Genomic DNA, 12,951 nt, shown 5'->3' with positions numbered 1-12,951 from the left:
GATGACACGAACTCAAAGCGGAACAATCCGCAAAGAACATCTAGAACAGGAAGTTACTTTAAAAGGCTGGGTGCAGAAGCGTCGGGATCTGGGCGGTTTAATTTTCATTGATCTGCGCGATCGTTCCGGACTGGTACAGGTGGTGTTCAACCCTGAAACATCCGCAGAAGCTCTCAAGACAGCGGAAGACGTAAGAAGTGAGTATGTCCTGGAAGTCAAGGGGCATGTGGTTGCACGTGATCCTAAGACGGTCAATGCGAATCTTGGAACTGGGGAAATTGAAGTCGCTGCTCAGGAAGTGACGATCCTTAACAAGGCTAAAACTCCCCCATTCATGATCGAAGAGCAGTCCGAGGTTTCTGAGGACCTCCGCTTGAAATACCGTTATCTTGATCTTAGAAGAAAAGAAATGCAGGAAACGTTCAAAATGCGTCACCAGACGACCCAGTCCATCCGCAGCTTCCTTAACGAAGAGGAGTTTCTGGATATGGAAACGCCGATGCTTACGAAGAGCACGCCGGAAGGGGCCCGTGACTACCTTGTTCCGAGCCGTGTACATGAGGGTGAGTTTTATGCGCTGCCGCAGTCCCCTCAGTTATTTAAACAGCTGCTGATGATTTCAGGTTTTGAAAAATATTATCAAATTGCACGCTGTTTCCGTGATGAAGACCTTCGTGCCGACCGTCAGCCCGAATTCACTCAAGTGGATATTGAAACATCCTTTATGACTAAAGAGGATATCATGGCCATGACAGAGCGTATGATGAAGCGCGTCATGAAAGAAGTCAAAGGACTTGATATTGAGACGCCGTTCGTACGTATGCCCTACACAGAAGCGATGGAAAGATTTGGTTCAGACAAACCGGACACCCGGTTCGGACTTGAACTGGTCAATCTTTCAGACGTTGTGAAGGATTCCGGATTCAAAGTCTTCCATAGTGCAGTAGCATCCGGAGGACAGGTCAGCGCCATCAATGTGAAGGCACAGGCGGATGCCTTTTCCAGAAAAGATATTGATAAGCTGACCGAAGACGTCAAAGTGTACGGAGCGAAAGGACTGGCATGGCTGAAAGTGAAGGACGGGGAATTCAACGGTCCAATTGCTAAATTCTTCGCCGAAGAAGAAGCCGGGGCCATCCGTGAGAAGCTTCAGGCTGAAGACGGGGATCTGCTTCTGTTCGTTGCAGATAAAACAGATGTTGTCTGGGACAGCCTCGGTGCGCTGCGTCAAAAGCTAGCCCGCCGTCTTGATCTGATTGATGAAACAAAATTCAATTTCCTATGGGTGACGGACTGGCCGCTATTTGAATATGACGAAGAAGCCGGCCGCTATTTCGCAGCTCACCACCCGTTTACGATGCCTGCCGGCGGGGATCTGGAGGAATTGAAAAAGAACCCTCGTGATGTGATGGCAGAAGCATATGACATCGTGCTTAACGGATATGAGCTTGGTGGAGGCTCCCTTCGTATTTATGAAAAAGAAATGCAGAATGAAATGTTTGATGTGCTTGGATTCAGCAGGGAAGAAGCGGAAGAGCAATTCGGCTTCCTGCTTGAAGCTTTGGAATATGGGACGCCTCCACATGGGGGAATTGCCTTTGGTCTTGACCGTCTTGTCATGCTTCTTGCCGGACGGACAAACTTGAGGGATACCATTCTGTTCCCTAAAACGGCCTCTGCGTCCGATCTATTGACGGAAGCTCCCGGCGCGGTCAGTGAAGCTCAGCTGGATGAACTTCATCTTCAACTGAAGCCGTCGGAAACATTAAAGTCTGACCAGTAAATTTTCATCTTCATTCTTGATAAGCTCATGTAAATATGCTAAGATGAATTTACAAAATTAAAGAAACCAATCCTGATGTGTACGTTGTTCGAATGTACGTTTTGACCGAACATTTTTGATACGGGAGCCTGGTGTTTCCACATGGAATGCACGCCTCATAACCATCACTGATGGGAGGACGCAAGAAATGTGGAACAGGGCACCCACCTGCCTGGAGCGGGTTCAAAACTCATGATGCAACGGCACGATTGGGATTGGTTTTTTTATGCACAAAGAGGAGCTCTCTGAATAGAGAGCTCCTCTTTTGTATTTATCTGGCGATATTTTCGAGATTCCCGTTCTTTTCCATGCGGAACTGCGGCTTGTACTCCTGTTCAGATTCATCGAACATAACCATTTTTCTGGCTCTGTCCATAATTTGAATCAAGGCCTGATAATCTTCTGTCACGGATTCCAGCTTTCTATGAAGCTGCGTGTTCTGCTCGGAAAGGGATTGATTTTCCTTCTCCAATTCATCGAGGCGGGCCTGAACATCCGTCTGGCCGGAAGATTCCTGCTGAAGCTCCTTAAGGAATTGAATGACTTCGTTCAAGCCGATCTCTTCCTGGAGAGCCATCGAAGGGGGAGCGGGTTCTGCCTTCTCCTGATCTGGAAGTCTGAAATCTTCCGGATCAGGAGAAGGCGGGTAATATGCGGCCGGCTGAGGTTTCTGATACGCCTGCTGTTCTTTGGCCTCTTTCCTTTTCTTTTCCTTGCGCTGTTTTTTTGCCAGTTCAACCGCCTGTTCGTACTTCTGGCGGACTTCAGCATTCCAGCGGAACCCGCAGGCTGCAGACGTCCGGTTCAACAGATCACCGACCTCATCGAAAGCTTTCAGTTGTGTACTGCCTTCTCTGATGTGCCTCAGCACTGTTTCCGCTAAAAGTAAATCATCTTCATGAGACCAGGCATCCTGCCTTACTTTAGGCATCTTCATCACTCCTAAATCTAATTGAAAAGGTAATAGTTTGTCAGATTTAGTAGTAGTGTAGCCAACATAAGGCAGGAATATACTCAGGTGGTCCGCTGTTTATTAATCCTGCTGTATACCTGCTCCAGAGCCTGTTCAAATTTTCCGGTTTTTTTCGGTTCATAATACCGCTTATTTTTCAATGTGTCCGGCAGATACTGCTGATCGACCCAGGCATTGTCATAGTTATGTGGATATTGATATCCGATTCCACGTCCCAGTGCCTCTGCTCCTTTATAATGCGCATCCTTTAAATGAGCGGGAACATCGCCGCTTTTTCCTTTACGGATATCAGATAACGCGGCATCCAGTGCTTTATAAGCGCTGTTGGACTTTGGTGACAGGGCGAGTTCTGTGACGGTTACCGATAAAGGGATCCGCGCCTCCGGAAAACCGATCCGTTCCGCTGCTTCGACGGCTGCGAGTGCTCTTGGGCCTGCCTGTGGATTGGCCAGACCGATGTCCTCATAAGCGATAACAACGAGTCTTCTGGCGATGCTGTCCAGGTCACCTGCTTCGATTAAACGGCCGAGATAATGCAGGGATGCGTTGACATCGCTGCCCCGGATTGATTTTTGAAAGGCTGACAAAACATCGTAATGAGCATCTCCATTCTTATCGTGGGAAAAGCTTTTTTTCTGCATACATTCCTCGGCGGCTTCAAGATCAATGGAAATGGTTCCGTTGTTCTCCGGTGTGGAGAAGGCGGCGAGTTCCAAGCCGTTCATAGCTGAGCGTAGGTCTCCGTTTGAAGCCCCTGCCAGATGATCGAGTGCGTCGTCGCTGATTTCAATCGATAAATGCCCGAGCCCTTTCCCGTCGTCTTCTACCGCACGGGTAAGGGCCTGTTTAATTTCATCCATCGTCAATTTCTGGAGTTCGAAGAGGTGACAGCGGCTGCGTATGGCCGGGTTGATGGAATGATAAGGGTTGCTTGTTGTACAACCGATCAAGGTAATCCGGTTATTTTCCAGATGGGGAAGCAGAAAATCCTGCTTCGCCTTATCCAGGCGGTGCACTTCATCAAGGATAAGGACGAGCCGGCCGTGCATTTTTGCCTCTTCGACAGCAGCCTCCATATCTTTTTTCTTATCTGTAACAGCGTTCAACATTTTAAAAGGAATACGTAGACTCTTGGCTAAGGCCGTTGCCATCGATGTTTTACCTGTCCCGGGCGGTCCGAACAGGATCATCGAAGCCAGGCGGCCGGCCTTGACCATTCGGTTGATCGTTTTTCCCTCATCAACGAGGTGGGACTGCCCGATGATTTCATGAATATCTTCCGGACGCATCCGGTAGGCAAGAGGTTGCTGACTCATGGTTCATTCTCCTTTAAGGGGTGATAAATGTAAGCGTAGAATGATTGCACATAAAATGCAAGGGACTTGCCATCCATGCTATAATAGCGTTTGGTATAATAGAGAGAGGAGGATGGCCGTGCAATCGACCACGAATAAAAAGCGTGCCCTGTGGCTTCGCTGGAGCTTTTTTTGTATGGGATTGATCATCCTCGGAATGGGCATTTCAATGACTATGCAGGTCAAGGACTTCGGGATCGGTCCATGGGACGTGTTTCACTACGGCCTTTTCCTGCAGCTGGGTCTGACAGTTGGGACATGGTCCATTATCGCCGGTCTTTTCATTGTCGTTGTAAGTTCTGTACTTCAGAAAAGATGGCCGCAGATCGGGACCATCTTAAATATGGTTTTTATAGGTGTATTTATTGATTTCTTTAATTGGCTGCTGCCCGAACCTCACATGTTATGGATGCAGCTTCTTGTATTTGTGTCAGGAATCTTTGTCACTGCTCTTGGTATCGGAATCTATGTGGCTCCTGAAATTGGAGCAGGTCCGAGAGACAGTCTGATGCTGTTGATTACTGAGAAAACCGGATGGAAGGTATCGAATGTCCGGAATGGAATAGAAATCATCATTGCTGTATTTGGTTTTCTTCTGGGTGGCCCTGTTGGAGCAGGGACTGTATTCATTGCTTTATTTCTGGGTACATTTGTAGGATACACACTGCCTCATGCAAAAAGATGGCTGCAGTTTTTAATAATGAAGGGTGAACTATATGAAGATATCTACGAAAGGCCGTTACGGGCTGACCATTATGATTGAACTGGCAAGAAAGTTCGGGGACGGTCCGATTTCCCTGAAACAGATTGCCAGGGATAATGATTTGTCCGAGCACTATCTGGAGCAGCTGATTGCTCCACTAAGGAATGCCAGCTTGGTGAAAAGTGTCCGCGGAGCTTACGGTGGCTACATGCTGACCAAAGCCCCGCACGAAATTACTGCCGGGGATGTCATCCGTGTCCTTGAGGGACCGATCACTCCTGTGGAAGGCATAGAAAATGAGGAGCCTGCCAAACAGGCCTTATGGAAAAGAGTCCGGGATGCCGTCAAAGATGTGCTGGATACGACAACCCTGGAAGACTTAAAAGATCATGTAGACGACCAGACGCAGGACGCCTACATGTTTTACATTTGATTCATGGGAGGGAACTCTATGAAATCCATTTATTTGGATCATGCAGCGACGACACCTGTCCATCCAGACGTGGTGGAGGCGATGGTGCCTGTCTATCAGGAGACGTTCGGGAATCCTTCCAGTGTTCATCAGTTTGGAAGGAAAGCAAGAAGCATCCTGGACAAGGCGCGTCGTAAAGCGGCATCCAGTCTGAATGCGGATGAAAAGGAAATTGTGTTTACAAGCGGCGGTACGGAGGCGGATAATCTGGCTGTCATCGGAACGGCCCGCGCCAATAAAGCTAAGGGAAGTCATATCATTACCACTTCGATTGAACATCATGCTACATTACATGCAGTCGAATTTTTAGAAACCGAAGGTTTTGATGTGACCTACCTCCCTGTTGATGAAAACGGCCTCGTACAACTTGAGGACATCAAACAGGCATTAAGGGAGGATACCATCCTCGTTTCAATCATGATGGTCAACAATGAAACAGGGGCTGTCCAGCCGATTGCAGAGACAGCAGAATTGTTAAAAGACCATCAGGCTTACTTTCACTCCGATATCGTACAGGCCTACGGGTTGATGGAGATGGATGTGAAGGAACTCGGTGTAGATCTTCTTGCTGTGTCCGGTCATAAAATCAACGGACCTAAAGGCGTCGGCTTCCTTTATGTGAAGGAGGGTACCGTTCTTTCCTCCCAGCAGTACGGAGGAGAGCAGGAGCGGAAACGCCGGGCGGGTACAGAAAATGTGCCGGCGGTCCGCGGGCTTCAGGCGGCGATTGAAGTAATGGAAGCTGAGCGTTCGACGTATCAGGAAAAGTATCTTCATTATAAAAGAAGCTTTATCCAGACATTGAAGGATCAAGAAGTAGCGTTTGAAGTGAACGGAAAGGAAGAAACAACAGCGGCTTCCATTGTGAACATCAGTTTTACAGGAATGAACGTGGAAACGCTGCTTACGAATTTCGACCTGTCCGGGATTGCTGCATCGAGTGGAAGTGCCTGCACAGCAGGTTCTGTAGAGCCTTCCCACGTGCTGACAGCTATGTTCGGAACCGGTCATCCGAAAACGACAAATTCGATTCGCTTCAGTTTTGGTTTGGCTAATAATGAGGATGACGTGATAGAAGCGGCTGAGAAGATCAGCCAGATCATCAAGCGTCTCGCTTGATTTAAGGAAGGTGAAAGATAATGAAAGAACCGAAAGACACGCGCGTCGTCGTCGGTATGAGTGGAGGAGTGGACTCTTCCGTGGCGGCCTTGATGCTCAAAGAGCAGGGGTATGACGTTGTGGGTATTTTTATGAAAAACTGGGATGATACAGATGAGAACGGCGTCTGTACAGCAACAGAGGATTACGAGGATGTGATCCGTGTCTGTAACCAGCTGGACATCCCGTATTATGCCGTGAATTTTGAGAAACAATACTGGGATAAAGTATTTACTTACTTCCTTGATGAATATAAAAAAGGCCGGACTCCGAACCCGGACGTCATGTGTAATAAAGAAATCAAGTTCAAAGCGTTTATGGATCACGCCATGTCGCTTGGGGCCGATTACCTGGCTACCGGCCATTACGCGCAGGTCCGTGAAAATGATGGACAGTATGAAATGCTGCGCGGGAAAGATAACAACAAAGACCAAACCTACTTCCTGAATCAGCTGTCCCAGGATGTATTGTCTAAAGTCATGTTCCCGCTCGGGCACCTCGATAAGAAAGAAGTGCGTGCCATCGCCGAGGAAAATGATCTGGCAACAGCCAAGAAGAAAGATTCCACCGGCATCTGCTTCATCGGGGAGCGGAACTTCAAAGAGTTCTTAAGTGAATTTCTCCCTGCACAGCCGGGACGTATGGAAACCTTGGATGGAGAAGTGAAAGGCCAGCATGACGGTCTGATGTACTATACGCTTGGACAGCGCCAAGGGCTTGGAATCGGCGGCGCCGGTGATCCATGGTTCGTCGTTGGGAAGAATGTAGAAGCTAACATTCTTTACGTCGGACAAGGCTTCCACCATGATGCGCTCTACTCTGATGGTCTGATGGCTTCAGAAGCGAACTGGACGAGTGGAAAAGCACCGGAAGCTCCGTTCGAGTGTACAGCAAAATTCCGTTACCGCCAGGATGACAGCCGTGTGACCGTGCATCCGGCCGGAAATGGTAACTGGAAAGTGGAATTCCACGAACCAGAGCGTGCAATCACTCCTGGTCAGGCCGTCGTTTTCTATGATGGGGATGTCTGCCTTGGTGGTGCCACCATTGACACAGTATTGAAAGAGGATACAGCCCTCAATTATGTAGGATAATAAAAAAAGTCATGTCCATCTTGGGAGGGGCATGACTTTTTTATGGAATTCGTATTAAAATGAACGTTGGAAAAGGAGTGGATAACATGGATAAATTGAAACAGGGGATCCAGGAAATGCAGAACCACAATTATGAAGAGGCAGCGAGGCTTTTCACAGAAGCCATCGATGAAAATCCGAAAGAGCCGGTCGGGTATATCAACTTCGGAAACCTCTTGATGCATATGAACGATAATGAAAGGGCCGTGCGCTTCTTCAACCGAGCCATTGAAATCGATGAAACGGCAGCCACCGCTTATTATGGTCTTGGCAATGCTTACTATGAGCAGGAAAAATATACGAAAGCGCAGGAGCAGTTCCTTCTTGCTGTGAAAAACGGTCTGGAGGAAGCCGATGTTCACTTTATGCTCGGCATGACCTTCATTCATCAGGAGTATGTCAAACTGGCTCTGCCTTACCTTTTACGGGCAGCTGAACTGGCTCCGGAAGACGTGGATGTTCAGTTCCAGTATGGGCTGTGTCTCGCACAGAACGGACAGATCGATGCGTCTGAAAAGGTGATGAATCATGTGCTACAATTGGAGGAACAGCATAGTGATGCCCATTATAACCTGGGCGTAGCGGCGCTTCATAAGGAAGATGCCCATAAAGCCCTGGATCATTTCCGACAGGCACTGGAGATCAATCCCGAGCACATGCTCGCCGCTCATGCGAAAAGCCAGGTGGAACAGGCGTTAAACGAGTAAGAACGAAGGAGAACGATGGATATGACTCAACAATCCTTTTTTAGCGAAATGAATGAAGAAGAACGTCCCTATGTCAAAGGGGAGCTCAATCGGATGATTTTTCACAACGAGTCGGAGCATTTTTCCATCGCCTCTATCAACGTGAAGGAGACGAATGAGGCCTTTGAAGAAAAAACGCTCGTCATCAAAGGGCATTTCTCACCGTTGGAAGAAGGGGAGACCTATATCTTCCACGGATCATTCACAGATCATAAGAAATTCGGGAAGCAGTATGTAGTGGAAATGTATAACCGGGTGCTTCCTGAAACAAAGGACGGCCTCATCTTATATCTTTCCAGTGACCTGTTTCACGGGATTGGTAAAAAAACCGCCGAACGGGTGGTAGAGACCCTTGGTGAAACAGCGGTCAGCCGTATTCTCGAGGACAGGGGAGTGCTGGATCAAGTTCCGAAACTGCCGAAGGAACGGGCGGATCAGCTTTATGAGGCTTTGAAAGAGCATCAGGGATTTGAGCACGTCATGATTCATTTGTCCCAGTACGGTTTCGGTTTGAAGCTTTCTCAGAAAATCTATGAAGCGTTCAAGGATCGGACGCTTTCCATTATTGAAGAGGATCCCTATCAGCTCGTCTTTCACGTAGAAGGATTCGGTTTCCACCGGGCGGACGAGATGGCACGGATGCAGAACCTCTCCTACGACCACCCCACGAGAATAAGGGCCGGGTGTCTGTATGTGATGCAGAAAAGCATGAGTGCCGGCCACGTCTATCTTCCAACGGAGGAATGTCTTGTCCAGGTGGAGAGCCTGTTGAACCATGGGTCTGACACAGCCATCACTTTCGATCAGCTGTCTGAGCAGATCATCCACCTTGGCGGAGATAAGTTCATCTACATCGAAGATGACCGTCTCTATCTTCCTTCTCTTTATTTTGCAGAGAACGGCTTCCGCGGTCACATCGAGCGGATCATGGAGGAAGAGGTTGAAGTCACACACACGCAGGCGGACTTGATGAAGATCATCGGTGATCTGGAAGAGGAAGAGGCGATGAGCTACGGGGAAGATCAGTTCAATGCCATCGAAAAAGCTCTTACCTCCAAGTTGATGATTCTTACCGGCGGGCCGGGAACGGGAAAAACCACTGTAATTAAAGGAATTATCCATACGTATGCTTCCTTGAACGAGGAAACGGTGGACCCGGAGGATTACAACGGGGATAAGACTTTTCCGTTCATTCTTGCTGCCCCGACAGGACGGGCGGCTAAACGGATGACCGAATCGACGGGACTGCCGGCGAGTACGATTCACCGCCTCCTTGGATGGGATGGTCACGACTCCTTTGAACGGAACAGAAACAATCCATTGGAAGGAAAGCTGTTGATCGTGGATGAATTTTCAATGGTGGACATCTGGCTGGCCAACCAGCTTTTCCGTGCCATTCCCAACGACATGCAGGTCCTTCTCGTAGGAGATGAAGATCAGCTGCCTTCTGTCGGTCCCGGACAGGTGCTCGCAGATTTACTGGCTTCTGAGCAGGTGCCTTCTTCCAAACTGACCGAAGTGTACAGACAGAAGGAAGGGTCCAAAATCATCCAGCTGGCCCATGAGATTAAAAATGATGCGTGCACCCAGGCGTCGCTTCAAAAAGAACATGATTTCAACTTTATCCCGGCCAAAGAACACCAGCTGGCCGACCTTGTAACGAACATTGTAAAAAAAGCCATGGATAAAGGCATCGATGCGAAGGAGCTCCAGGTGCTCGCCCCGATGTACCGGACCGATGTCGGGATCCATAAGCTCAATGAAACGATCCAGCAGACAGTGAACCCGCAAAAGAAGCAGAAGCGTGATTTAAAGCATTTTGAAGTGACTTACCGTAAAGGGGATAAGGTGATCCAACTTGTCAACCAGCCGGATGATGGTGTCTACAACGGCGATATCGGGGAAGTAGCGGCCATTTTCCGCGAGGAGGAAAACGTAGATGGTGTCGAACAGGTTGTCGTAGATTTTGACGGGAAGGAAGTTGTGTATCCTAAGAAGGAATTGAACAGCATTATGCATGCCTACTGTACGTCGATTCATAAGTCGCAGGGCAGTGAGTTTTCCATCGTTATTCTTCCCGTCGTGAGGAGCTACCGGCGGATGCTGCGTAAAAATCTGCTCTATACGGCGATTACAAGATCCAAACAGTCCCTGATCATCTGCGGGGACAAAGACGCCTTTTTAGATGGAGTCCGGACGACCGATACGAATACGCGGTATACAAGACTTAAAGACAAGCTGCAGGAACAGAGCACACCTGAGATCCAGCCCGAAGAGGAAGAAGAGCAGCTGTCTCCTTATGACTTTATGTAGGAAGGGGATTGCATTGAATCATAGATTAGGACTGTCAGGAAGTACGATATTATCCGATCCGGATCAGCTTTCTTTTTTATTTGAACGAGGCCTGGACCATGTCGAAATTGGTGAATTCCCGGATGAAGCCTCCTATCAGACGTTCAGGCAGATGACCGACGATCATCACCTCGAAAGCTTCGGCATCCACTCCCCTTTAATCAGGGGAAGGAGCAAGTACGACTTGATTGAACATGTCGCTGTGGACCCGGAGCAGGCCAGGGAGGCATTTGAGCAGGAAGTCGCCCGCCTTGCTGCGCACGGGGCGGCCTATGTGCTTGTTCATTTTCCCTATTTTGCGGGAACCTCAACCAGCCCTTCTCAAAAAATCGAAGAAGGGTTGAAATTTTTACATAGATTGAAAGAAACCTATGCTCTGCCAATTGTCTGTGAGCCCAAGCTCGGCCGGAACCGTTCAGGTAAAGGGATGGAATACCTGTGGCGGTTTCCTGTTGAACTGTGGAAGCGTTATGATCTGGATATCTGTGTCGATCTTGGAGACTACCGGATGGCGGCAGGGGAGAATTGGCGCGCGTATGTGGAGCCTCTCCTGCCTTTTACGTCTGTCGTACACCTTCACAATGTCTGTTATATCGAAGACAAGTATTTCTGGATTCCGCTTCATCCGGACAAAGGGAAATGGAATGGGGCGTATGACATGGAGCCAATGCTGCAGATGCTTGGTGAAGGCAGGGGGAAATACTTCATATTCGAACATACGCCGCACGTGAATCCAACACCCGAAGAAGTGGACGAAGGAATCCGCTGGGTGAAGGACGTGCTCGGCGGGGTATGAATTTCCGTGATGAGGACATACTGAAGGGTAAAAAAAGGAGTATGTCCTATGCGGTGCCCGAATTGTAACAATAAAAACCTGGGAAAAATCGGTAGTGAACAGTATTACTGTTGGAACTGCTGTCTGGAGCTTTCAGTCGAGGATGGGAAAATCAATATCAACCAGATCGAAGAGGATGGCAGTCTCAGTTCTCTGAATGATATCTTTTACCAACAGGGATCCTGATGTTTCATGGGTGAGCGTTCTTCCAAGTGGCTCAAACGATTAACCATCTTCTTTATTACCTTGTTGTCCCTGCTGCTTCTGGCCTGGCTTTTTCCTTATTATGAGCAGGGGCTGGCAGTGATCGGGAAGGTTCTTCTCCCTTTTGCTGCGGCCCTCGTGCTTTCGCTCCTGCTTCATCCACTGGTCCATGGACTTGAGGAAACCGGTGTCCCCCGGCCTATAGCCATTCTGGTCATCTTTCTGGCTTTTTTTACGTTGGCGAGCTATGGACTTTATAAAGGGATCCCGAGGCTGCTGGATCAATTGAAGCTTTTGAATGAGCATCTTCCAGCTCTTGTGGAATCGTATCAAGGCTGGACGAAGGAGTGGTATGCCCAGACCGAGCGGCTGCCGGACGGGATTCATAAAAAACTGGATCAGCGTTTTGAAGCTTTTGAAGGATGGATCAGTCAAAAAGTGATGACGGTTTTTACCGGAATCAGCGGTCTTTTCAATATGATTCTGCTGCTTGCTGTTATTCCTGTGATGACCTTCTATTTTTTGAAGGATTACAAAATGATCGGACGGTATTTACTCACCTTGCTTCCGCGAACGTGGCACAGGGAAGGCGGGCGTCTGGCTGTACAGCTGAATCACTCGCTTGGCGGCTACATCCGGGGGCAGCTGCTCATCAGTCTTGTTGTCGGTGTGCTGGCAGCTATTGGTTTTTGGCTGATCGATCTTCCCTATCCGCTCGTTCTCGGATTGATTGCGGGCCTCACCAATATCATCCCGTATTTCGGTCCGATCCTTGGGGCTGTTCCTGCTGTTGTGGTCGCTGTAACCGTGTCGGTGAACAGCCTGCTCCTTACCCTTCTCGTTGTCATCCTGATTCAAGTGATTGAAGGGAACCTATTATCACCCTACATTATGGGCCGGAGTATCCACACCCACCCTTTGTTCATCATCTTCGCCCTTCTACTGGGAGGGGAGATCGCAGGGATTCCAGGATTGATTCTGGCTGTGCCGGTTTTGACGTGTCTGAAGGTGATTATCGATGAAGTACGGGCTGGAAGGCTCCATATTGACAGATGAAGTACACTTCCCTATAATTACGCTTAGCGTAGACTTTTTGAACGAAGAAAACGATGAAGGAAACGAGTAGGTGCTTTATTCATGGACAGAGAGGCGTGTTCCCGGCTGTAAAACACGCTGCATGATCGTGCTGAACGCTATT

The 12,951-nt window shown here is 48.6% G+C and carries 12 protein-coding genes and 1 other RNA gene; 11 read left to right on the top strand and 2 right to left on the bottom strand.

Annotated features, from left to right (window positions below):
• The first annotated feature begins 1 nt into the window (after nucleotide 1).
• Nucleotides 2–1,783, top strand: a complete 1,782-nt coding sequence (aspS, locus tag ACXAGL_RS00855; RefSeq protein WP_474971203.1) for an aspartate--tRNA ligase — start codon at nucleotides 2–4, stop codon at nucleotides 1,781–1,783.
• A 66-nt stretch (nucleotides 1,784–1,849) separates the two neighbouring features.
• Nucleotides 1,850–2,042: non-coding RNA, 6S RNA (ssrS, locus tag ACXAGL_RS00850), on the top strand.
• A gap of 51 nt (nucleotides 2,043–2,093) precedes the next feature.
• Here the strand turns inward: ssrS and ACXAGL_RS00845 are convergent.
• Together ACXAGL_RS00845 and ACXAGL_RS00840 are read right to left on the bottom strand one after the other, a co-directional pair.
• Nucleotides 2,094–2,753 (bottom strand): RsfA family transcriptional regulator, encoded by a 660-nt coding sequence (locus ACXAGL_RS00845; protein WP_474969073.1) that lies wholly within the window; start codon nucleotides 2,751–2,753, stop codon nucleotides 2,094–2,096.
• An 83-nt stretch (nucleotides 2,754–2,836) separates the two neighbouring features.
• Complete coding sequence (locus tag ACXAGL_RS00840) at nucleotides 2,837–4,111, bottom strand: replication-associated recombination protein A (protein ID WP_027955300.1); 1,275 nt, start codon at nucleotides 4,109–4,111, stop codon at nucleotides 2,837–2,839.
• Between the two features lie 118 nt (nucleotides 4,112–4,229).
• Here ACXAGL_RS00840 and ACXAGL_RS00835 point away from each other — a divergent pair, with 118 nt between their 5' ends.
• The 9 genes from ACXAGL_RS00835 to ACXAGL_RS00795 all read left to right on the top strand — a co-directional run bounded on the left by ACXAGL_RS00835 (nucleotide 4,230) and on the right by ACXAGL_RS00795 (nucleotide 12,809).
• Nucleotides 4,230–4,913, top strand: a complete 684-nt coding sequence (locus ACXAGL_RS00835) for a YczE/YyaS/YitT family protein (RefSeq protein WP_474969072.1) — start codon at nucleotides 4,230–4,232, stop codon at nucleotides 4,911–4,913.
• Complete coding sequence (gene cymR, locus ACXAGL_RS00830) at nucleotides 4,867–5,286, top strand: cysteine metabolism transcriptional regulator CymR (protein ID WP_027955302.1); 420 nt, start codon at nucleotides 4,867–4,869, stop codon at nucleotides 5,284–5,286. The genes ACXAGL_RS00835 and cymR overlap by 47 nt, the downstream gene beginning before the upstream one ends.
• A gap of 18 nt (nucleotides 5,287–5,304) precedes the next feature.
• Entirely contained in the window at nucleotides 5,305–6,444 is a 1,140-nt protein-coding gene (locus ACXAGL_RS00825) for a cysteine desulfurase family protein (protein WP_474989435.1), read from the top strand.
• A gap of 20 nt (nucleotides 6,445–6,464) precedes the next feature.
• Complete coding sequence (gene mnmA, locus ACXAGL_RS00820; protein ID WP_474971207.1) at nucleotides 6,465–7,577, top strand: tRNA 2-thiouridine(34) synthase MnmA; 1,113 nt, start codon at nucleotides 6,465–6,467, stop codon at nucleotides 7,575–7,577.
• Nucleotides 7,578–7,663: 86 nt separating this feature from the next.
• Nucleotides 7,664–8,323, top strand: a complete 660-nt coding sequence (locus ACXAGL_RS00815) for a tetratricopeptide repeat protein (protein ID WP_474969069.1) — start codon at nucleotides 7,664–7,666, stop codon at nucleotides 8,321–8,323.
• Between the two features lie 21 nt (nucleotides 8,324–8,344).
• Nucleotides 8,345–10,675, top strand: coding sequence for an SF1B family DNA helicase RecD2 (gene recD2 / locus ACXAGL_RS00810; RefSeq protein WP_474969068.1), 2,331 nt, complete (start codon nucleotides 8,345–8,347; stop codon nucleotides 10,673–10,675).
• A gap of 13 nt (nucleotides 10,676–10,688) precedes the next feature.
• A complete protein-coding gene (locus tag ACXAGL_RS00805; RefSeq protein WP_474971209.1) occupies nucleotides 10,689–11,510 on the top strand; it encodes a sugar phosphate isomerase/epimerase family protein in 822 nt (273 codons plus the stop codon).
• Nucleotides 11,511–11,558: 48 nt separating this feature from the next.
• On the top strand, nucleotides 11,559–11,735 hold the full coding sequence (locus ACXAGL_RS00800; RefSeq protein WP_169516199.1) for a hypothetical protein: 177 nt from the start codon (nucleotides 11,559–11,561) through the stop codon (nucleotides 11,733–11,735).
• Nucleotides 11,736–11,741: 6 nt separating this feature from the next.
• Nucleotides 11,742–12,809, top strand: a complete 1,068-nt coding sequence (locus ACXAGL_RS00795) for an AI-2E family transporter (protein WP_474989433.1) — start codon at nucleotides 11,742–11,744, stop codon at nucleotides 12,807–12,809.
• Nucleotides 12,810–12,951: the final 142 nt, after the last annotated feature.

It is taken from the genome of Halobacillus sp. ABA4_118 (genome assembly GCF_056160205.1).
This window is presented reverse-complemented; position numbering and strand designations above follow the sequence as displayed.

Bases quoted from the DNA above. Each gene is read 5' to 3' on its own strand.
- ACXAGL_RS00795 (WP_474989433.1), top strand. From the start codon at position 11,742: ATGGGTGAGCGTTCTTCCAAGTGGCTCAAACGATTAACCATCTTCTTT.
- recD2 (WP_474969068.1), top strand. From the start codon at position 8,345: ATGACTCAACAATCCTTTTTTAGCGAAATGAATGAAGAAGAACGTCCC.
- ACXAGL_RS00815 (WP_474969069.1), top strand. From the start codon at position 7,664: ATGGATAAATTGAAACAGGGGATCCAGGAAATGCAGAACCACAATTAT.
- mnmA (WP_474971207.1), top strand. From the start codon at position 6,465: ATGAAAGAACCGAAAGACACGCGCGTCGTCGTCGGTATGAGTGGAGGA.
- cymR (WP_027955302.1), top strand. From the start codon at position 4,867: ATGAAGATATCTACGAAAGGCCGTTACGGGCTGACCATTATGATTGAA.
- ACXAGL_RS00825 (WP_474989435.1), top strand. From the start codon at position 5,305: ATGAAATCCATTTATTTGGATCATGCAGCGACGACACCTGTCCATCCA.
- ACXAGL_RS00845 (WP_474969073.1), bottom strand. From the start codon at position 2,753: ATGCCTAAAGTAAGGCAGGATGCCTGGTCTCATGAAGATGATTTACTT.
- aspS (WP_474971203.1), top strand. From the start codon at position 2: ATGACACGAACTCAAAGCGGAACAATCCGCAAAGAACATCTAGAACAG.
- ACXAGL_RS00800 (WP_169516199.1), top strand. From the start codon at position 11,559: ATGCGGTGCCCGAATTGTAACAATAAAAACCTGGGAAAAATCGGTAGT.
- ACXAGL_RS00840 (WP_027955300.1), bottom strand. From the start codon at position 4,111: ATGAGTCAGCAACCTCTTGCCTACCGGATGCGTCCGGAAGATATTCAT.